General features: G+C 34.3%; 14 protein-coding genes. 13 read left to right on the forward strand and 1 reads right to left on the reverse strand.

All coding sequences use genetic code 11. The features are described 5' to 3' along the window. Positions 1-4 precede the first annotated feature (4 nt). Positions 5-556 (reverse strand): RNA polymerase sigma-70 factor, encoded by a 552-nt coding sequence (locus ICJ83_RS05670; RefSeq protein WP_188229408.1) that lies wholly within the window; start codon positions 554-556, stop codon positions 5-7. A 160-nt stretch (positions 557-716) separates the two neighbouring features. On the opposite strand from ICJ83_RS05670, the gene ICJ83_RS05675 reads away from it, so the two are divergent. The 13 genes from ICJ83_RS05675 to ICJ83_RS05735 all read left to right on the forward strand — a co-directional run bounded on the left by ICJ83_RS05675 (position 717) and on the right by ICJ83_RS05735 (position 21,431). Then, on the forward strand, positions 717-1,886 hold the full coding sequence (locus tag ICJ83_RS05675) for a FecR family protein (protein ID WP_188229409.1): 1,170 nt from the start codon (positions 717-719) through the stop codon (positions 1,884-1,886). A 295-nt stretch (positions 1,887-2,181) separates the two neighbouring features. Continuing rightward, a complete protein-coding gene (locus ICJ83_RS05680; RefSeq protein ID WP_188229410.1) occupies positions 2,182-5,355 on the forward strand; it encodes a TonB-dependent receptor in 3,174 nt (1,057 codons plus the stop codon). Between the two features lie 23 nt (positions 5,356-5,378). After that, positions 5,379-7,106, forward strand: a complete 1,728-nt coding sequence (locus tag ICJ83_RS05685) for a RagB/SusD family nutrient uptake outer membrane protein (protein ID WP_188229411.1) — start codon at positions 5,379-5,381, stop codon at positions 7,104-7,106. 397 nt (positions 7,107-7,503) lie between these two features. Continuing rightward, positions 7,504-8,538, forward strand: coding sequence for a family 43 glycosylhydrolase (locus tag ICJ83_RS05690; RefSeq protein WP_188229412.1), 1,035 nt, complete (start codon positions 7,504-7,506; stop codon positions 8,536-8,538). 54 nt (positions 8,539-8,592) lie between these two features. After that, positions 8,593-10,002 (forward strand): alpha-L-fucosidase, encoded by a 1,410-nt coding sequence (locus ICJ83_RS05695; protein ID WP_188229413.1) that lies wholly within the window; start codon positions 8,593-8,595, stop codon positions 10,000-10,002. A gap of 2 nt (positions 10,003-10,004) precedes the next feature. Then, a complete protein-coding gene (locus ICJ83_RS05700; protein WP_188229414.1) occupies positions 10,005-11,411 on the forward strand; it encodes a sialate O-acetylesterase in 1,407 nt (468 codons plus the stop codon). Positions 11,412-11,492: 81 nt separating this feature from the next. Continuing rightward, positions 11,493-12,776, forward strand: coding sequence for an SGNH/GDSL hydrolase family protein (locus ICJ83_RS05705; RefSeq protein WP_188229415.1), 1,284 nt, complete (start codon positions 11,493-11,495; stop codon positions 12,774-12,776). Beyond that, positions 12,777-14,429 carry a sialate O-acetylesterase gene (locus tag ICJ83_RS05710; RefSeq protein ID WP_188229416.1) on the forward strand — a complete coding sequence of 551 codons (1,653 nt, stop codon included), beginning with the start codon at positions 12,777-12,779 and terminating at the stop codon, positions 14,427-14,429. Between the two features lie 16 nt (positions 14,430-14,445). Continuing rightward, complete coding sequence (locus tag ICJ83_RS05715; protein WP_188229417.1) at positions 14,446-15,501, forward strand: glycoside hydrolase family protein; 1,056 nt, start codon at positions 14,446-14,448, stop codon at positions 15,499-15,501. Positions 15,502-15,506: 5 nt separating this feature from the next. Then, a complete protein-coding gene (locus ICJ83_RS05720; RefSeq protein ID WP_188229418.1) occupies positions 15,507-16,910 on the forward strand; it encodes an alpha-L-fucosidase in 1,404 nt (467 codons plus the stop codon). An 11-nt stretch (positions 16,911-16,921) separates the two neighbouring features. Beyond that, complete coding sequence (locus tag ICJ83_RS05725; RefSeq protein ID WP_188229419.1) at positions 16,922-17,638, forward strand: DUF459 domain-containing protein; 717 nt, start codon at positions 16,922-16,924, stop codon at positions 17,636-17,638. Between the two features lie 35 nt (positions 17,639-17,673). After that, a complete protein-coding gene (locus ICJ83_RS05730; protein ID WP_188229420.1) occupies positions 17,674-19,119 on the forward strand; it encodes a sulfatase in 1,446 nt (481 codons plus the stop codon). 35 nt (positions 19,120-19,154) lie between these two features. Then, positions 19,155-21,431, forward strand: coding sequence for a glycosyl hydrolase family 95 catalytic domain-containing protein (locus ICJ83_RS05735; RefSeq protein ID WP_188229421.1), 2,277 nt, complete (start codon positions 19,155-19,157; stop codon positions 21,429-21,431). Positions 21,432-21,497 lie beyond the last annotated feature (66 nt).

Below are 21,497 nucleotides of genomic sequence, written 5' to 3' on the forward strand. Positions count from 1 at the left end.
TTAATTAATTTTTAATTAATGAAAAAACAATGAACAAGATAAAGGCTTTTTCTTTGGGTAGTTCTTCACGAAGAAACGCATAAGCTCTTTTTATTTGTGTTTTTACTGTATTAACAGAAATATTGTTTTCTTCCGCAATTGAAGCATAACTTTTACCATGAACAATGGCAGATATAAATACATTTCTTCGACTTTCAGGTAATTGTTTTATTAATTCATTAAGTTGTTTTTCTAAAGTGTCATCCTTTTCATTTTGTTCAGGCAAAACGTATAATTCTCTAGGAGCAATTTCATCAATACGTTTTTTTGTCTTTTCATTTTTTTGCACAAATTGCAGACTTAAGTTTTTCACTGCTTTTCGTGCATAGTATTCGAACGATGATTTAATTAAAAGACTTTCTTTTTTTTGCCAATACGAAATGAAAAAATCCTGAACAATATCTTTGGCAATATCGGAATCTTTGGTGATACTGAAGGATACAAGACATAATAACGAATGAAATTCCCGAAATCTATCCTCAAAAATAGATGATAATTTTTTCTCCGATTGTTTCATTTTACTTTAATCTTTATGCGAAAATATAAAATTATATATTAAAGATTTCCTATTGATTGGATGCAAAGTATTGATTTTTTTTAATCGTCACAAAAAAAATAATAATTATTGTCACCCTTTTTTATAAAATATTTAACATATAGTAAAAGAGCACATCGTTATGTCGTCAATAAAAAAGATAAAACAAATATTATTAAGCTATTCCAATTCAAAAAAAATTGATCAAAATGCAATCAATGAATTATCTGATTTAGATAAGGAGCTTATTGAAAAAATTATAAATGATAATTTTGTTGAAAGGACCATAATTTTTCTTGAATCAATAGATACAGATAAAGAATGGGGGCATCTACAGAAAGAAATTTTGGGAAATGATATATCAAAATATCCTTTATGGAAAAAGGTGTATAAATATGCTGCATTATTTGTTGGGTTTTTAGCAATTTTTTATTTCGTAAATAATCAAATATCACTTGAAAAAAGCCAAAGTAAAGATTCAATAACAAACCATGATTTTCAAAGCAATAATGGCATAAAATTAATAACAGATTCACAGGAGAAATTAATAGATGCAAACAACACTGAAGAAGTTGTTATAGCTAATGGCATATCGGTTGGTATTCAGTCTGGTAACAAAATTAGTTATACGAGCACTCTTGATTTAGATGATTTAATATATAATGAATTGGAGGTTCCTTTTGGAAACAGAGTTTTTACTTTGGAATTATCTGATGGAACAGAGGTTTATTTAAATGCAGGGACAAGAATTAAATACCCGGTTAAATTTATAAAGGACAATACTCGACAAGTATTTATTAGTAAAGGAGAGGCCTATTTTAAGGTGGCAAAAGATACCCATCATCCATTTATTGTAACTTCCGAAAATGTATCGGTTGAGGTTTTAGGGACAGAATTTAACTTTTCTTCTTTTGAAGAAGATGAAGAAATTTCTACGGTATTGGTTGAAGGATCTGTTCAGATGTCTTTCGATACTGAAAAAGCTGAAAGTATTTTGTTAAAACCCGGATTTAAAGGTGCTTGGAATAAGGAAAATAAAAGTAAAACAGTTCATCCGGTCGACGTTAATGTTTTTACAGCTTGGATAAATGGAGAGATTGTTTTTAGAAATTCAGCCTTCGGTAATATGATAAAGAAATTAGAGCGTCGCTATAATGTTTCATTTAAAGTTAAAAATTCTGAAATTTTGGAAAAACATTTTAATGCAAGCTTTAATGTAGATCATGAATCAATATACGATATTTTAACTGCGATGAGTAAAATACATCCTTTTAAATTTAATATAAGAGAAGACCAAGTAGAAATTAACTAATATTTTAAATTATTATGAATTAAAAAACAACTATTAAAACTAAAAACCAAAGATTCATTTTACGAAAAAAACCGAAAAATGGTTCCAGCATTTTTCGGTCTGTAAGAATGAATTAAATAACCTAAGTAACAATTATTTAAACCAACACAAAATTATGAAAAAAAGCTTTACTATGGTATGGCCTCCTAGTCTATGCCTAAAATTTGACTTGAAAATGAAATTGACAACACTATTATTGATAATTTCTTTGTTAAAAGTTCATGCAGACTCTTATTCTCAAAATAAAAAATTGAGTTTGAAGCTTGATAATGTAACAATTGAACAAGTTTTTAATAAGATTGAATCTATTTCTGAATTTCGTTTTTTATATGAAACAGACGCTATTGATGTTAAAAAAAATGTAAGTCTTGAAATTAAAAATAAAAAGATTGATTTCGTTTTAGAGGAATTATTTCGAGACTCAAATGTGAAATATGATTTACTTGATAGACAGATATTGCTTACTCAAAGACAAGTAATGCAAAATAAAATCAATCAATCATTTAATGTTAGTGGTATTGTTCTAGATAATAATGGAATTCCTCTACCTGGGGCAACTATTTTGGAGAAGGGAACTCAAAACGGAGTCCAAACAGATTTTGATGGTAAATTTAATTTAAAGGTTTCAAGTAGTGATATAATTTTAGTTGTTTCATTTGTTGGATTTAAAACTCAAGAGGTGGAAATTAATGGCCAAATGAATTTATCAATTTCTTTAGAAGAAGATACTGCTAAATTGGAAGAAGTCGTTATTACAGGATATGGCTCTCAAAAAAGGACTAATGTTACTACTGCAATTTCACAAATAAAAGGAGATAATCTGGTTAAAGTAGCTACACCTACACTAGGTACTAGTTTAACAGGACAAGTTCCGGGATTATTGGTAACAACACCTATTTCTGAGCCAGGAAATGATACACCAACCATTTTGGTTCGAGGTCTTTCTACAATCACAGGAGCTAACGCCCCATTAATTGTTATTGATGGTGTTGCAAATGCTGATGGGATTAATAGGTTGGATCCAAACGACATTGAATCTGTAACAGTTTTAAAAGATGCATCAGCAGCAATTTATGGTGCACAATCAGCAGGTGGTGTAATATTAATCACAACTAAAAGAGGTGAAATTGGGAAGCCAAAATTTAATTTTTCAACGGGTTACGGCTTCGTTTCTCCAATAAGTGTTCCTAAGTATTCTAATGCTGCATTACAGTTAAAGGGGCTTGGGTTTTCAGAAGAGGTTATTGAACCATGGTTGGATGGAACTAATAAAGGTACTGATTGGTTAGATGAAGTTCTTAAAAATACAAGTGGACAACAAAGACATAGTTTAACAGCTTCTGGAGGATCAGAAACTGTAAATTATTTTGCTTCATTAGGATATGTCTCTCAAGAAGGTCAAGTTACTGGAGATAATCAATCAGGTAACAAGCAGTATAATTTCAGAAGTAATATTGACGCGAAACTTTCAGATAGATTAAAATTGAGTTTTGATGTTTCAGGAAGAAGACAAGATAGAGTTTTACTGGCACGGTCATTACAAGACAATATTCGAAATACGGGATTAACAACGCCACTTCAGCCTGCCTATGTTCAAGGTATGCCAACAGGTGGACGTGTTAATCAAAGTGCATTAATTGTTGCTAAATCTGAAGGAAATAGAAAAGATATTGTTGATGTTCTGGGAACTACGATAAGACTTGATTATGATATACCAAAAATTGATGGTTTAACATTTAAAATGTTTGGAAATATTGTAACGAATCAACAGTATGGTAAAGATTGGCTTGTTCCTTTTATTTATTACGATGAAGATGCTAACGGAAACTTGATTGAATATGAGGCAATAGGAAGACCCGTTAATAGACCACAATTAACAGAGCGCTTCGATCGATCAACCAGTTTAACGTATAATGCAAGGTTTAATTATAGCAAGAACTTTGGTTTACATAACATTGATGCGTTTATTGCTTATGAACAATATAAATTAAAATCAAATTTTATTCAAGCGCAACGTCTTGATTTTGATTCTACGGCGGTTCCTGAATTATTCGCAGGAACAACAGATCCAAATTTAATTCGAAATAATGGAAGCTCTAACGAGAGCGCCCGTCAAAATTATTTTGGACAAATATCGTATGATTACGATGGGAAATATTTATTTCAATTTCATCTAAGACGTGACGCTTCAGAACGTTTCTCAGAAAATGAACGTGTAGGGTATTTTCCAGGTATATCTGCTGGTTGGTTAATTTCAAAAGAAGAATTTTTTAATGTTTCTTTTATAGAGCATTTAAAGTTACGTAGTTCTTGGGGTATTCTCGGTAATGACGCTATAGGACGTTTTAACTACCTTTCATTATATGAATTTGCTCCTGGATATGTTTTTGATGGAAGTCTTGTAGTCGGAGGTAATAGAGAAGGTTTACTTGCTGCTCCAAATACAACTTGGGAGAAAAAGGAAACAAGAAATCTTGGTTTTGAGTTTGGAATGTTTGATAGAAAACTATTCCTTGAACTTGATTTCTTTAAATATATTACTTCTGATATATTGATATCAAGAAACGCTACGGTTACAGATGTTTCAGGTATAGGCAGTCAACTTCCTAATGAAAATCTTGGTGAATTTGAAAACAAGGGTTTTGAAATTCAAACAACTTACAGAAATAATATAGGAGATTTTAATTATAACATTTCAGCAAACTTTAGTAGAACTAAAAATGAGACTATATTTATTGATGAACCAGATTTTGGAGAATCACGGATTCATCAATCTAGAGAAGGTAGACCTTGGGGAACACCACTAATGTATGTAGTGGAAGGTAGGTTTTTATCACAAGCCGATATAGATGACCCCAACAAACTAGGTTTGGGAAATGTACAATTAGGAGACTGGATTTATAGAGATATTAATAATGATGGTATAATAAATGTTGACGATCGAGTAATTTCTGATTATAATGAGATACCTCAAATTATAATGGGACTTAACATTAGTGCTAGTTATAAAGGTTTTGATTTAACAGTTAATACGCATGCGAACGCAAAAGTTAAGAAATTCACACATTTCTATATTGCAGGTGAGATTAATAATACAGCCGAATATTATTTTAAAAATCTTTATTATAATGAAGCTGAACCAGGAACCATTCCTGCCTTAAATAGAGGTAGAGATATGAACTCGGTTACTCAAAAAGATGCCTCTTTTGTCCGTATTAAAACCTTAGAATTAGGTTATACTATTCCTAATAAATACATGAATAAAATTGGTTTAGATAATGCTAGAATTTATGCTAATGGCTATAATTTGTTTACATTTTCGAAATTCAATGACTACCAACTAGGAGATCCAGAGGCATTTGTTAGTGGAAGCTTCCACTATCAGCCTTCATTTAAAACTATAACTATTGGTCTTAACTTAGGATTTTAACCATAACATTAATACAGATAATTATGAAATATATATATAAGTTATTTAGTATAATAACATTAAGCATTATTACTATTTCTTGCTCTGATGACTTTTTAAATTTAAAACCAAGTACATCTTTGTCAGAACTTGATGTTTTTACTGATGAAGCATTGCTTACCAATTTCGTAAACAATAATTACGGAAGAGCTTTTAGAGACAAGTTTCATAGAAACCCAGCTGACGAAGGTATAACCGATAATGGTCAGGGGCGTGATGCTATATACACCGATTTTGTTGGAGATAATTTTAATTCTTCAAGAGGAGAAGGGTTTACTGCTAATTTATGGAGTACATCATTTTCCACAATTAGAAATGTCAACTTGTTTTTTGAAAAAACAGAAGGTAATCCAAATTCGTTAGACGAATCGACTTTGTTAGACCTTAGCGGTCAAATGCGATATATAAGATCGTGGGTTTATTTTGATTTATTAAGAACTTACGGAGGAGTTCCTATTGTTACAGAGACATATAATTTAGAAACAGCAAGTGAAATACCTCCCAGAAGTTCCATTCAAGAAGTTGGTGCATTTATATTAGGAGAATTAGACAAGGCAATCACCGAATTACCAGAAAAGGGTTCAGAAGCTATTGTTGGACGAATTAATAAGGATGTAGCAATGGCCTTAAAAGGAAGACTTACGTTATACCTAGCAAGTCCGCTTTATAATAATGGTAGCAACGGCTCCCAACAGCAATGGGAAGCTGCACGTGATGCGAACAAAGCTATTTTAGATTTAAATCATTATGATTTAAATACCCCTTATGAAAATATCTTTTTACAAGGAACACAAAATACAAGTTCTACTATTTTTGCTAAAACTTATAGTGATGCTTTACCACAACCTGGAGAACGTGCTGGAAGACATATTTTAGGTTGTACGCATGGAGGTTATACCATGGTCCAACCTACTCAAGATTTAGTAAATGCGTATCAGATGAATGATGGGCAATATCCTTATGAGGAAGATTTAGTTACTGTAAACCCAAATTCGGGATATGATGAACAAAATCCATATGTTAACCGAGACCCAAGGTTTTATAAAAGTATACTCTTTCAAGGTTCTACATTCTCATCGGTAACTACACCAGATCATGTACAACAGTATTGGCAGTTAGAAGATCAATCAGCTATAGGTGCTGATGTCTCAATTGCCGGTGTTATTGGAGGTGGTTGTAATTCTCAAGGTGGTTATAATTTTAGAAAATATGCCGATGGTAGAGCCCCTACGCAAAGTACTACACCATGGGTCTACTTCAGATTAGCGGAGTTTGAGCTAAATTATGCCGAGGCACAATTGCAACTGGGAGATGAAGATGAAGCTAGAGCTGCTTTAAATAGAGTTAGAAATAGACCAGGAATTGAAATGCCTCCCATTTCCGATACAGTTACAGGAGCCGAATTATGGAGAGCCTACCATTACGAAAGACGAATCGAACTTGTCTTTGAGGGACATAGATGGCAAGATGGAAGAAGATGGATGATGGGTAAAGAATTGTTTGAAAAGCAACCTAAAGGTACAAAAATAATAAGAACTGATGGCGGAAATACTGGTGATGCTATAACAGTAACATATGAGCATTTTGCAGTTGACATTCAGCCACAATGGGGACCAAGAAAGTGGAATAATAAGGCCTACTGGGCTCCAATTCCGCCCAATGAAATTGTAAAATCCGAAGATGTCCTAACACAAAATCCAGGTTGGGATTAAAAAAAATATAAAGTTTAGGTTAGTTTAGTTAATTGAGTTGTTGAATACCATACAGTAAGCTATACGTCTTACTGTATGGTTACTTCAAAATAATGTTTGGTTGATAATAATTTATTCGAAATTTGGATTAAATTTCAATTATATCTATTTATTCTAGTAATAGAATCCGTATAATTATTTTTCATTTTTATATCGAAATTTTAGAAAATAAATTTTGACGGATTATTATGTGCCTAAATTAAAAGGGTAAGTTGCTTTAATTTTAAAAATATAAGAATATGTCAATTGTTTAAACATCATTGCATTTAAGGGGTAGTAGCAACTTATTAATAGGTGAGACTAATTATGTGTAAAATTAAAATTATGAAGAAATTATAAATACAGCCTTAGTAATTAAATGATGAAAGTAAAAGGAATAACAGAAACTATAATTACGATTTTATCGTGTTTGGTATCGTGTTTTTTAATAGCACAGGACGTGAATACGTTAAAAAAAAAATTTTCAAAAATTGAATTTGATTTCGAAGAAATTTCTGGAATAGGTTACGAAGAAGGATGTACACGTCGCGATCCTAGTGATGTTATAAAGGTGGGTGATTCGTATTTTGTTTATTATACAAAAATTCCAGATGCTCAACCCAAATATTGGGGAGCCGGATATTGGGGTGCGAGTATTTGGTGTGCAATTTCTCAAGATGCCGGATATTCATGGATTGAGGTAGGTGAGGTGTTAAAAGTAGATAAACAAGGGCAGTGGGATTCACATGCCGTTTTTACTCCAAACATACTTTATGCGAATGGTAAATACTATTTGTATTATACAGGTGTAAAGCCAACACCAGGAAACATCAACAAAGAATTTGAAAATAATAATTTATCCGATATTACAGCTATAGGTGTTGTTGTGTCTGATACACCAACCGGACCATTCAAGAGAATTTCAGAGGACCCTGTATTAAAAGTAAGTGTTGAGCCAGAAATGTTTGATAGTTACAGGGTTGATGACGCCTCTTTAATACGACGAAATGGACTTTACTGGCTTTATTATAAAGGCCGCTCTTTAGTTAGTGGGCATGGAGGCCCTTCTCATACTTGTATGGGGGTTGCGTTTTCAAAAGATCCACAAGGTCCATTTACCAAATTGGGATATCCGATTCTAGACAGAAGTCATGAGGTATTAATTTGGCCTGAAGGTACTGGTGTTGCTGCTTTTGCATCATTATCTGAAACCTTCGAATATGCCCCGGATGGAGTGGATTTTATGTCTGATAAATTAAATGTAAAGGTAAAAGAACGTGCTGTGGCACCAGGAGCATTTCGTCCTGATTTAACTAATCCTGTTGTTTTCGGGGATGGATTAAAATGGGGAATAGCTATGGTTCCAAACAAACATGAATGCTATTTAATTCGTTATGAATTAACATCTAGGTAAGGGCCTTCTTTTCTTTTTGTTTAAAAATAAAAAAATACAATAATTAGTATACAAATGAATTTTAAAACGCAACTACAACAATTCCTGTTATTAATATTTACCATTGTCGGGTATGCCCAACATCACAATAATGATCAGATACCTATTCCTACCCAAGCTCAATTAGACTGGCAAAATGCGGAATTAGCAGCCTTGGTGTGTTGGGATATGCATGTTTTTGATGGAAAATTCTATGTACAATCTAAAGCGCGGATTACACCTGTTGAGGATTATAATAGTTTTAATCCGGAGCAATACGATATGGACCAGTGGATTAAATCTTTAAAAGATGGAGGATTTAAAATGGCCATTTTTACAGTGAGTCATGAAACTGGATTTTTTTTCCATCAAAGTGAAGCGACCCCTTATTGTATGAAAGCCTTAAAATGGCAGGATGGTAAGGGGGACATTTTAAGAGACTTTAAGGCTTCTTGCGACAAGTACGGTATACTTCCAGGTGTTTACATTGGGACCCGGTGGAATGCGTATTATGGTATTCATGATTTTAAAGTACAAGGAGATAATCAATTTGCTAAAAATAGACAAAAACACTACAATACTATGATTGAAAAGATTGTAAAAGAAATCTTTATGAACTATGGCGATTGGGCTATGGTTTGGTTTGATGGAGGAGCCCACGGTCCGGAACAAGGCGGGCCTGATGTGTTATCTGTTTTTGAAAAGTACCAACCGAATTGTTTGTTTTACCATAACTTGCAACGTGCCGATATGCGCTGGGGTGGCAGTGAATCTGGCACGGTTCCTTATCCTTGTTGGGGAACATTTCCCTATCCTTCAACCGGAGCAGGAGAATCAGCTAAACAAGAGATTTATGCTAATAATTTTGAGATGTTAAAAACTGGAGATCCAGATGGGATGTATTATATGCCGGCCATGAGTGATGCTCCTTTACGAGGTAATGGCGGACATGATTGGTTTTGGGAACCAAACCGTGAACAAACTCTATTTTCATTGGATAATTTGGTGAGCAAGTATTACAATTCTGTGGGGCACAATACAACACTCATTTTAGGGGTAACCCCAAACCCAGAGGGTTTAATGCCGGCTCCGGATGTGAAACGCTTAAAGGAATTTGGTAATGAGATTAAACGAAGGTTTTCTAGACCAATTTCAACTATGTCAGGAACGAATAAGGAGTTAACGCTTAAATTTCCAAAAAATCAAATCATAAATCAAATTGTATTAAAGGAGGATATTACTCAAGGGGAACGCGTAAGACAATTTATATTGGAAGGAAAAACCCAAAATGGCTGGGAGTCCATTTTTGAAGGATCTTGTATTGGACATAAATTTATTCATTTGTTTGAGGATATGGAACTAAAAGCTGTTCGCCTTAAGGTCAAGGAATCTAAAGGGACACCTCAAATTAATTCGTTTGAAGTTTTTAACATAAATAATATTTAGGAATGAAACGATTTCTATTAGGGCTTTTGCTGGTATGGGGGCATACAAGTTTTGCTAAGATTTGGACGTCTTCAGTGATTTCTGATGGTATGGTTTTACAGAGGAATACATCTGTGACTATCTGGGGATGGACTAGCGAAACTATCGAACCGATTACAGTAATTGGTAGTTGGGATAATGTGCCGGTAACCCAAAATGCGTATCAAGGGAAATGGTCTGTTCAGCTACCTACACCTGACGCAGGGGGACCATATACCGTTACCATTAAAGGTCATGAAGCCATTATATTATCAAATGTGTTAATTGGTGAAGTTTGGATTGCTTCCGGGCAATCCAATATGGAGTGGACGGCATCAAATGGGATTACAAATGCGAAGGAAGAGATTAATAATGCCGTTTACCCAAATATTCGTCTGTTCAATGTGCCCAAGCATCAATCGGCTAGTCGTCAGAATGACACTAAAGGAAATTGGACAGAATGTTCTCCGAATACCATGAAGGACTTTAGTGCTGTAGCTTATTTTTTTGGAAGAGAACTTCATAAAGAGCTTAATATACCTATTGGTTTGATTAATTCAAGTTGGGGAGGTACTCGCGCTGAGGTTTGGTTTAATGCTAATTATTTAAAAAGTAAGCCGCACTTGGTAGAGTCGAAAACACATTTTACAGAGAATAAATGGCACACTGCAGAACCAGGATATATGTTCAATGCCATGGTTGCACCTTTAATTCCCTTTAAAATTGCAGGAGCCATTTGGTATCAAGGAGAAGCTAATAGGGTGTCTCCTCATATTTATAAAGATGTGTTGTCAGCTCTCATTGAAAATTGGAGAGCAGAGTGGGGTTACAATTTTCCTTTTTATTTTGTTCAAATAGCCCCTTTTAATTACAAGGAAAAACATGCGGGTGTGTTAATTAGGGAAGCGCAATTGAAAACATTTAAAGATGTTTATAATACAGGGATGGTTGTTGTGAGTGACATTGGAAATATTAACAATATTCATCCAAAAAATAAACAGGATGTAGGCAAGCGTCTTGCCCAATGGGCCTTAACAAAAAACTATAATGATAAAGGCAAGGCCTTCTCTGGGCCCATATATCGTGAAGTAAAAAAAGAAGGACAAAAAATGGTTATTTATTTTGATTATGCAGAGGATGGGCTAATGAAAAATGGAGATGAGTTAACTGAATTTGAAATTTGTGGAGCCGATAAAATCTTCATAAAAGCTAGAGCTAAAATAAAAGGGGATATTGTTATGGTTTGGCATAATAAGATAAAAAATCCATTAGCGGTCCGTTTTGCATGGAACAATAAGGCTGAACCTAATCTTTATAACAAGGCAGGATTGCCAGCATCCTGTTTTCGGACAGATGATTGGGATATTCAAATTGAACAAAATAATGAATAAGCATCTAATGTATGATTCTATTTTATTGATGTTTGGTTTTCAATTATACATAAATTAAAAACAGTTTAAGAAATCATATTTATGCCTGTACTAAAATATTTAATTTTTAATATGTTTTTTGTTTTAACAACTAAAATGTTTGGTTTTTCAAATCCTAAAAGCGTTAATTTAATTAAACAAAACCTTTTGGGTGAGAGGTTAAAATTAATCGAAATTCAAAGTAATGGGACTTATTTTCATTATTTAAGAGGAGGTATTCGTAATTCCTATTTAAAGTTTAAACAGGAAGGTAAGGGAAGGGTTGCTTTTGTTGGGGGATCGATTACTTATAATAGTGGTTGGCGTGATTCTATATGTAACTATTTAAGAAATCGATTTCCAGAAACCACCTTCGATTTTATTTCAGCCGGTATTAGTTCGATGGGATCTACACCTGCTGCCTTTCGATTAGATCGTGATGTTTTTAAGTATGGACCAGTAGATTTAATTTTTGAAGAGGCAGCAGTTAATGATGCACTTAATTTCAGAACCGACAAGGAACAACTGTTAGCTATGGAGGGCATTGTAAGACATGTGCGTCGTCATAATTCTAAATGTGATATCGTTCTACTGCATTTTGCCGATACTTCAAAGATAAATACCTATAATCGAGGGAAGGAACCAGGCGTAATAAAAAATCACGAAAGTGTAGCAATACATTATAATATTTCATCTATTAATATTGCCAAAGAGGTAACCCAAAGAATTAATTCTGGAGAGTTTAATTGGGAAGACGATTTTAAAGATTTACACCCCTCCCCATTTGGTCAGGGCATTTATTTTTCTTCAATAAAGGCATTTTTAGAAGAGGCTTGGTCAGGACAGATATCAAATTCAGGTAAACTTTTGGATTATAATTTGCCTAAAGCATTGCACGGAGGAAACTATCAATATGGAGAATTAATTCCTATATATAAGCTGAATCAACAAAGGGGATGGTACTTTATGCCGAATTGGAACCCTAAAGATGGAAAAGCAACAAGAGCAAATTACACCAATGTCCCCATGCTTGTTAGCGAAAGCTTTGGAATAGAATATAAGTACAAATTTAAAGGGGATGCGGTTGGAATAGCCATTGCTGCAGGACCGGACGCAGGTATAATAGAATATTGCATTGATAATGGTAAATGGAAAAAACAAGATCTATTTACAAAATGGAGTAGCGGATTACATATACCCTGGTACTTTACTTTAGGTTCAGAATTGGAATTTGGGAAACATAGTTTAAAAATAAGAATGTTAAAGGAAAAAAATCCGCAAAGTAAAGGTAATATTTGTCGAATCAGATATTTCTATGTTAATAATAAAGGTGATAAATTAAAATAAATGAAATTAATTATATATTTTATTTTCTATCTATTAGTACCCATTTTTGTTGTTGGTGCTCAGGAAAAAATAGATCTTTTTATATGGGCTGGTCAGTCCAATGCCCAAGGTTGGACAGGTAATGCAAATGAATATCCTATCGACAGTCTGGCTTTGGATTCATCAATTTTATTAAACTGGACTTTTTTTGAAGAGGAAAGCTCTAATGGAAAATGGGTGAAGATGCAACCTCAAAAAGGAAGATATCCGAAGGGACACTTTGGACCGGAGGTCAGTTTTAGCCGTGATTTAAAAAAGGCCGGTTATAATCCAGCCATCTTTAAATATACTAGAGGAGCGACAGGTTTGGCCAGAGACTGGAAGTCTCCTGGGCAAGGAGGTATTTATGATCATATGGTTACCGATTTAAAAAAGGCTATTAAGGATCTGAAAGATAAAGGGAATTCTATAACTATTAGAGGATTCATTTGGATACAGGGGGAATCTGATGGAGACAGTAATGATAATGCCAATGCATATAAGGCTAATTTGAGGCGGCTAATTGAAGACCTAAGAAGTGAAGTAGTTAAAAATCCAAAATTGAAAGTTATTCTTGGCGTTGATGAACAACACGGTTTTATGGTAGAAAGACCCCAGGTGGTTGAGGCTCAAAAATCCATAGCAGAATCCGATGAGAATATTACTTTTTCAAGTATGTATGCACTGCCTAAAGCCGATGCAACTCATCTAACCACTAAGGGATTAATAGAGCATGGTCATCGATTATTCAATGCTTATCAACTTTTGAGTTTAGGAAAGCAAGAAACACCACATCATGCCGGGAAATTGAAAGTATTGACCTATAATATTTGGAACGGTTTTGATTGGAGTAAAGACAATATCCGGAGAGCGAAACTACAGCACTGGGTAAATTTAAAACAGCCAGAAGTAGTGGCTTTACAAGAATTATTGTGTAATTATACTCCAGAAAAGTTAAAGGAAGATGCTAAAAGTTGGGGGCATGCATACTCTGTCTTACTAAAAACTACAGGTTATTCTGTTGGGTTAACATCCAGGTATCCAATTCGCTTGAAAGAAAAAATTCTGGAAGGGATGCACCATGGAGCGTTACATTGTAGTATTCTTGATATCGATTTTATAGTGGTACATCTTCACCCAGGAAGCATTAATAAGAGAAGGGAAGAATCTAAAGTTTTATTGGATAAAATAGAACGTATTAAATCGAATAATGAAAAATATATTGTACTTGGTGATTTTAATGCGCATTCGCCTTTCGATGCCATTTTTTATGAACCTGAGGGAGACCTCCTAAATCGCTTAAAACAAAATAATATAAATAAGGGGTTAAATGGAAATATAGATATAAATGGTGATTTAGACTATTCAGTGTTATCATCTTTCCTTTCGATACCTATGTATGATGTAGTAAAAAATTATACCCAAGATTTAGATGAACGAGGAAGTTTTCCTGGACGGGTTTTAGGAGTAATTAATAACGAAACGGAGGCACAATTGTTGTCTCGCCTGGAACGAATTGATTATATTCTTGTTTCTCCTGAATTAGCCGTAAAAACGGTTGATGCTAAAGTTTGTAACGGGGTGGAAAATTGGTATTTGTCTGATCATTATCCAGTATTAGTGCAGTTTGAATAATAAAAATGAATTATAAATGAAGACTTATTTATTAGGGTTAATTACTTTTTTTATGGTAATAAATGGATTTTCACAAGTGAAAAAATCCTTTGCTGATCAATTAGAATTTGTCGGGACAGCAGTCGATGAACCGGGTTATACGATATGGGGAACATCACCCATTATAGGTGAGGACGGAAAGATTCATCTTTTTGTGGCGCGCTGGCCATGTGAATTAAACGTAGATCCGGGATGGAGAACACATAGTGAAATTGCACATTATATCGGAGACACGCCAGAAGGCCCTTTTGTTTTTTCGGATATTGTTTTAAAAGGAGATATAGATAATATAGCGCCCTGCAATCCTGCAATTCATAAAGTATATGCACCACATAACCCTGCTATTCATAAGGTTAAAGGGGGATATGTTTTATTTTATATCGTTAATGATGGTATTGAAGATCATCCCTCCAATCAATATATATGTATGGTAACTTCAAAAAGTTTGAGTGGTCCTTGGAAAAAGGCTGGTAAAGATGGAAAAATATTAAAAACTCCAAAAAATGAACATTATTGGAATTATAAGGCAAGCAATGGGGTTAATAATCCTGCTTTTCTTCAACATCCAAAAGGAGGCTATTTCCTGTATTTCAAATCGGAAAAGGCACGAATGGGATTAGCTGTTGCAGAGAATTTGGAAGGACCTTATGTTCAAATGCCTTTTCCAGTAACCGTTAATGATCGAAACATTGAGGATGGCTATGCATTTATGTATAATGGGAAATTTGCCTTGTTAACAACCGATAATCATGGAATGATAGAATCTGGAGGAGGAATACTTTGGACTTCTGATGATGGAATTAATTTTGATTCCTACGAAAAAGGGTTTCATCGTATAAATCATTACACCAATATAGATGCAGATAAAGTAACCATTCATTATGGCCCAAGTAACCCAAAGTATTCAAAGTTTGAACGCCCACAGATTCTGCTAAAAAATGGCGAACCATGGTATTTGTATGTGGGGTCGGGCCATAATGTTTATGGTGGTGACTGTACTGTAAGCTATGTGTTAAAATTTAAAAAAGATTAATTATTATGAGAAAATTATATGTTTTTGCATTGAGTCTCTTTTTGTTGTCAACTACAATATTAAAGGCACAGATTAAAGAAGTTGTACCTATTCCCACAAAAGCTCAGTTAGATTGGCAAAATGCCGAACTGGTAGCCGTCTTTCATTACGACCTTCATGTTTTTGACGGTTTGAAATACAATCAGGCTAAAAATCGAATAACCCCTATAGAAGATTATAATATGTTTAATCCAAAACATTTGGATACCGATCAATGGATAAAGTCTATTAAAGATGCAGGTTTTAAAATGGCTATTTTAACAGCTACTCACGAAACGGGATTTGCGCTTTACCAAAGTGATGTAAATCCTTATTGCCTAAAGGCACTTAATTGGCGTGACGGTAAAGGCGATCTTGTACGTGATTTTGTAAATTCATGTAAAAAATATGGCATTAAACCCGGAATTTATGTGGGTATTCGTTGGAATTCATTTTATGGAGTATATGACTTTAAGGTAAATGGAGACAATGATTTTGAAATGAATCGCCAAGAACATTATAATCGTGTTTGCGAGGGTATGGTTGAAGAACTTATGTCTCGTTATGGTGATTTGGCAATAGTTTGGTTTGATGGAGGAGCTCACGGTCCAGAAAAGGGTGGAGCGGATATATTGCCTATTGTAACGAAGTACCAAAAGGATATTATTTTCTATCATAATACTCAACGAGCAGATATTCGTTGGGGAGGTAGTGAATCAGGTACAGTACCTTATCCGAGTTGGGGAACGTTTACGTTTCCATACTCTCATTCTACGAATCAGGAGGTGATTTTTAAAAATAATTTTCATTTATTAAAAGAGGGAGACCCTAATGGAAAATACTATATGCCAGCCATGAGCGATGCTCCCTTACGTGGTTATAATGGTAGGCACGAATGGTTTTGGGAACCCGAAGATGAAGCAGGTATTTATCCTTTAAATAAACTAATGCATATGTATTGTAACAGTGTGGGGCATAATACCTCTTTAATTATTGGATTGACCCCAAACGCCGATGGTCTGCTTCCTGAGCCCGATGTTCTTAGGTTGAAAGAATGGGGAAACGAAATAAAAAGAAGATTTTCTACGCCAATTGCTTCAACTTCGGGGACTGGGAAGGCAATTAATATTAGACTAAGCAAAGCCCAAAAAATAAACCAAATTGTTTTACAGGAAGATATTTCTAAAGGAGAACGTGTAAGGAAGTTTAAATTAGAAGGTAAAACAAAATCGGGGTGGGAACCCATTTTCGAAGGTTCATGTATCGGACATAAATTTATTCATTCCTTCGATGATATTGAATATTCACGAGTAAAACTAAGTATTTTGGAATCCAAGGGCGAAGCTCAGATTCAATCAATGGAAATTTTTAATGTAGAACAGGATAAGTAAAATAGTTAAAAATGATAAAGAAAAAGTTTTTTTATGCCATTCTTTGTATGCTTATAGGTGTATTGTTAGCGCAGTATATCCTAGAGGCTTGTAATGCCAACCCTAAAACAATAAAAGTTGCATGTGTTGGCGACAGCATAACTTATGGAGCTCGTTTGGATGATAGAGATAAAGAATCCTATCCGGCACTATTACAGGAATTGCTTGGAGTCCACTATGAGGTATCGAATTTTGGTGTTGGTAGTTGTACCCTTATTAGAAACGGAGTGCCCACGGTATGGGGACAATTGGATAAAATTAAAGCATTAAACCCGGATATTATTGTTATTAGTTTGGGAACAAACGATACTTGTGGTATGGGGACATGTGGTAATAGAATGTGTTGGGAATACAAATCTGAATATGAACAAGATTACAGAGATCTTATTGCAGAACTAAGAACTTTACCATCAAAACCGAAAATTTATATTTGTGCGCCATCGCCAATGGTGTTAGAAACTCCAGGACTAAAGGAAGAGCGTATTAATGGCCTAACGATTCGTAAACCAAGACTTCAGGAATTGATTGGTTATGTCAAAAAAATTGTAATCGAACAAAACTTAGGGTTTATTGATTTGAATACGCCGCTTGACCATAAGCCAGAGCTTTTTACAGAAGAAGATGGAGTTCATCCAAATAAAAAAGGATATCGGGCAATTGCAAAATTGGTTTACGACGGTATAAAATAATTAAAGAAATGATAGATATCAATAAGAAAATGAGAATGAAAATTTTTAAAAATATCTTATATTTTGGTATGGTTTTGATTTTTGGGTGCAACAAAAACATTTCCAATACTAAGCCTAATGTTTTGTTTGTACTAGTCGATGATTTGGGCTGGGCAGATTTAGGGTATACCGGTAGTACTTTTTACGAAACACCTAATATTGATAAGTTAGCAGCTAATGGCGCTGTATTTACAAATGCTTATGCGGCGTGTCCGGTGTGTTCACCATCACGAGCGGCGATTATGACGGGTAAAACGCCAGCCAAACTAAATCTTACAGATTATCTGCCAGGAAATAAAAGTTTTGGTCCACATAAAGATCAAAAGTTAACGTCTCATGCTTTTCCTCCATATCTGGATTTAAAAGAATATACCATTGCAGAATGCTTTAATAATGCCGGTTATAAAACGATGATAGCAGGCAAATGGCACCTGGCTGAAGATGAAAAATATTATCCACAGTTTCAAGGGTTCGATATTAATAAAGGGGGGAACAAAACAGGACACCCTGCAGCCGGGTATTTTTCTCCATATAAAAATCCAGAATTAATAGATGGTTATGAAGGAGAATATTTAACAGATCGCCTAACAGATGAGGTTATTCAATTTATAGAGCAAAATAAGAATCAGCCATTTTTTACATATCTTTCATTTTATACCGTTCATTTACCCATGCAAGGAAAACCTGATAAGGTTAAAAAATATCAGGAGAAGTTAAAAACCATAACTACTGCCGATGATGGTTTTGTTAAAAATGGAAAGACTTGGACAAAACAACAGCAAAATATGCCTCATTATGCGGCTATGGTTGAAAGTATGGACGAGAATATTGGACGTGTTTTAGAGACCTTAAAAAAACTTCAATTGGATGATAAAACCATTGTAGTATTTACCTCAGATAATGGAGGTATGGCTACAAGTAATCGTACAGATAATATTCCAACCAGTAATTTACCGCTTAAAGCTGGTAAGGGCTATTTATATGAAGGAGGAATTCGCGTTCCATTAGTTATTAAATATGGTCAAAAATTTAAAGGACAAGTCTGCGACACGCCTGTTTCGGGCATAGATTATTATCCCACTTTGTTGGATTTAGCAAATATTGAATTTCCGCAAAATAATGAAGTTGAAGGTTTAAGTTTAAAACCTTTGTTAAATAATAATGAATTTGAAGAACGTCCCATATTTTGGCATTACCCACATTATAGTGGTGGTTTGGGCGGAAGACCCTCCGGAGCTGTGCGAATGGGTGCGTATAAGTTAATAGAGTTTTATGAAGATATGCATTGCGAATTATACAATATTAATGATGACCCAAAAGAACAGGAGGATTTAGCAAGCAAGAATCCTGATAAAGTTAAAGAGTTAAAAACATTACTATATGAATGGCGTCAAAATGTAGATGCACACATGCCTTTCTCAAACCCCTATTTTACTAACTAAACAGATAAAAGAAGTAATTTAAAAAGAAGAAATTTATGAAGTTAAAAAACGTTATAGCGCTAGTAATTGGTGTTATTAGCATTGTATCATGTGAAAAAAAAGATGACGTTTTATCATTTTCAAAACATGATTTGGTTTTTGATAGTATACCAAAAGTTTGGGATGAAGGTATGCCCCTTGGGAATGCCTTTATTGGAGCTTTGATTTGGCAAAAGGATAATAATCTTAGGATGTCTCTAGATAGGGTCGATTTGTGGGATATGCGTCCAATGGAAAATATCCAAAGTGATAAATTTAGTTTTAATTGGGTTTATGATAAAGTGTTGGAACAGAATTATAAACCTGTACAAGATGCATTTGATGCTCCATATGATCAAAACCCAGCCCCATCTAAACTACCAGGAGCAGCCTTAGAATTTAATCTAGCCAAGATGGGAAATGTTAGTCAGATAGGGTTGCAATTAAATAATGCAGTTTGTCATGTAATTTGGGAAAATGGAGCCCATTTGGAGACATTTGTACATGCCAAAGAGAACGTAGGATGGTTTGTGGTAACAGGAGCAGATGATTCATTTATTCCTGAATTAGTTCCCCCAGTATATGAGAAATCAGAAGGAAAAGATGATGGCCCCGTAGCTGGTCTTTCACTATCAAGATTGGGTTATACGCAAGGTCCTGTTACTAAAACTCAAAACAAGATTGTTTACGACCAAAAAGGTTGGGGAGACTTTTATTACCAGACTGCAGTTAAATGGAAGCGTGAGGACGAAAAACTGATTGGAGTTTGGGCCATAACATCTTCAATGGAATCAGAAAAGGCAGAAGACATAGTAGATGACGCTTTAACATCATCTATAAATAATGCAAAGACAGAGCATACCGAATGGTGGAAAGACTATTGGTCACTATCATCGATTAATATACCTGACGACTTACTTGAGAAGCAGTATTATAATGAAATGTATAAGTTTGGGTCAGCTACAAGATATAATTCCTATCCTATTTCTTTACAAGCTGTATGGACGGCAGATAATGGGAAATTACCCCCATGGAAAGGAGATTATCATCATGATTTAAATACACAATTAAGTTATTGGCCAGCCTATACAAGTAATAGATTAGAGCAGGGTATGGGGTATTTAAATACATTATGGAACCAACGCGCTATACATAAAAGTTATACAAAAAAATTCTATGGAACCTCAGGATTAAATGTACCAGGAGTAACTACTCTTATAGGAGAACCAATGGGGGGGTGGATTCAGTATGCTTTTTCACCGACGGTTTCTGCCTGGTTGGGTCATCATTTTTACATGCAATGGAAATATTCAATGGATCGAACATTTCTTAAAGAAAAAGCATATCCTTATTTAAAGGATGTTGCGACCCATCTAGAAGAATTTTCCATTGTTAAGAATGGAATCAGAACACTTCCACTAAGTTCCAGTCCTGAGATTTATGACAACAGTATAAATGCATGGTTTAAAGATATAACTAATTACGATTTAGGTTGTGTTTCATTTGCGTTTAAGGCTGCTTCAGAGATGGCTAAAGAGTTAGGTTTAAAAGAAGAAGCAAAACATTGGGAAACTTTAAGGAAGGAACTTCCTGCTTACGATTTGGATGAAACAGGGGCATTAACGTTTGCCAAAGGACACCCATATAATATTTCTCATCGTCATTTTTCTAATGTTATGGCTATTCATCCTTTTGGGAACTTAGATTGGAGTGATGGTGAAGCGTCTCAAAAGATTATTAAAGCAACAATAGACAAGCTGGAGAAAGTAGGTCCAGATTTTTGGACGGGTTATTCATATAGTTGGTTTGGAAACATTAGAGCGCGAGCTTTAGATGGTGAAGGAGCTGCTAGATATTTGCGTGACTTTGCTAGTTCATTTTGTTTGAAAAATACATTTCATGTCAATGGAGATCAGTCTAAAACTGGTAAATCGAAATTCTTATATCGCCCTTTTACTTTGGAAGGTAATTTTGCATTTGCAGCGGGAATTCAAGAAATGCTGATTCAGAGTCATACCGGTATCATTAATATATTTCCAGCAATTCCTAAAAGTTGGAAAGACGTCAGTTTTAATGATCTGAGGACCTTTGGAGCATTTTTAATTTCAGCAGAAAAAATAAACGGAACTGTGGTTTCTGTCAAAATTAAGTCAGAAAAAGGAGGAGAATTAAAACTATACAATCCATTTAATAATGATAGTTTTAAAGTAAATGGAGCCGAATATGATATAAAAAATGATATTATAATAATTGAAACTATAGAGGGGCAAGAAATAGAACTTACTCAGAGTTAGGTTTATAAAAGATTAAAAAAAATTGTTAAAATAAATAGGGGAGAATGGGTTGAATCTTTTGATTGC

Origin of the sequence: Aestuariibaculum sediminum (assembly GCF_014596945.1) — a bacterium.
Classification (GTDB): Bacteria; Bacteroidota; Bacteroidia; order Flavobacteriales; family Flavobacteriaceae; genus Aestuariibaculum; species Aestuariibaculum sediminum.

Excerpts from the sequence above, each read along its gene's own strand:
- ICJ83_RS05705 (WP_188229415.1), top strand. The coding sequence starts at position 11,493 with ATGCCTGTACTAAAATATTTAATTTTTAATATGTTTTTTGTTTTAACA.
- ICJ83_RS05700 (WP_188229414.1), top strand. The coding sequence starts at position 10,005 with ATGAAACGATTTCTATTAGGGCTTTTGCTGGTATGGGGGCATACAAGT.
- ICJ83_RS05695 (WP_188229413.1), top strand. The coding sequence starts at position 8,593 with ATGAATTTTAAAACGCAACTACAACAATTCCTGTTATTAATATTTACC.
- ICJ83_RS05735 (WP_188229421.1), top strand. The coding sequence starts at position 19,155 with ATGAAGTTAAAAAACGTTATAGCGCTAGTAATTGGTGTTATTAGCATT.
- ICJ83_RS05685 (WP_188229411.1), top strand. The coding sequence starts at position 5,379 with ATGAAATATATATATAAGTTATTTAGTATAATAACATTAAGCATTATT.
- ICJ83_RS05675 (WP_188229409.1), top strand. The coding sequence starts at position 717 with ATGTCGTCAATAAAAAAGATAAAACAAATATTATTAAGCTATTCCAAT.
- ICJ83_RS05710 (WP_188229416.1), top strand. The coding sequence starts at position 12,777 with ATGAAATTAATTATATATTTTATTTTCTATCTATTAGTACCCATTTTT.
- ICJ83_RS05670 (WP_188229408.1), bottom strand. The coding sequence starts at position 556 with ATGAAACAATCGGAGAAAAAATTATCATCTATTTTTGAGGATAGATTT.
- ICJ83_RS05730 (WP_188229420.1), top strand. The coding sequence starts at position 17,674 with ATGAAAATTTTTAAAAATATCTTATATTTTGGTATGGTTTTGATTTTT.
- ICJ83_RS05725 (WP_188229419.1), top strand. The coding sequence starts at position 16,922 with ATGATAAAGAAAAAGTTTTTTTATGCCATTCTTTGTATGCTTATAGGT.
- ICJ83_RS05690 (WP_188229412.1), top strand. The coding sequence starts at position 7,504 with ATGATGAAAGTAAAAGGAATAACAGAAACTATAATTACGATTTTATCG.
- ICJ83_RS05715 (WP_188229417.1), top strand. The coding sequence starts at position 14,446 with ATGAAGACTTATTTATTAGGGTTAATTACTTTTTTTATGGTAATAAAT.
- ICJ83_RS05720 (WP_188229418.1), top strand. The coding sequence starts at position 15,507 with ATGAGAAAATTATATGTTTTTGCATTGAGTCTCTTTTTGTTGTCAACT.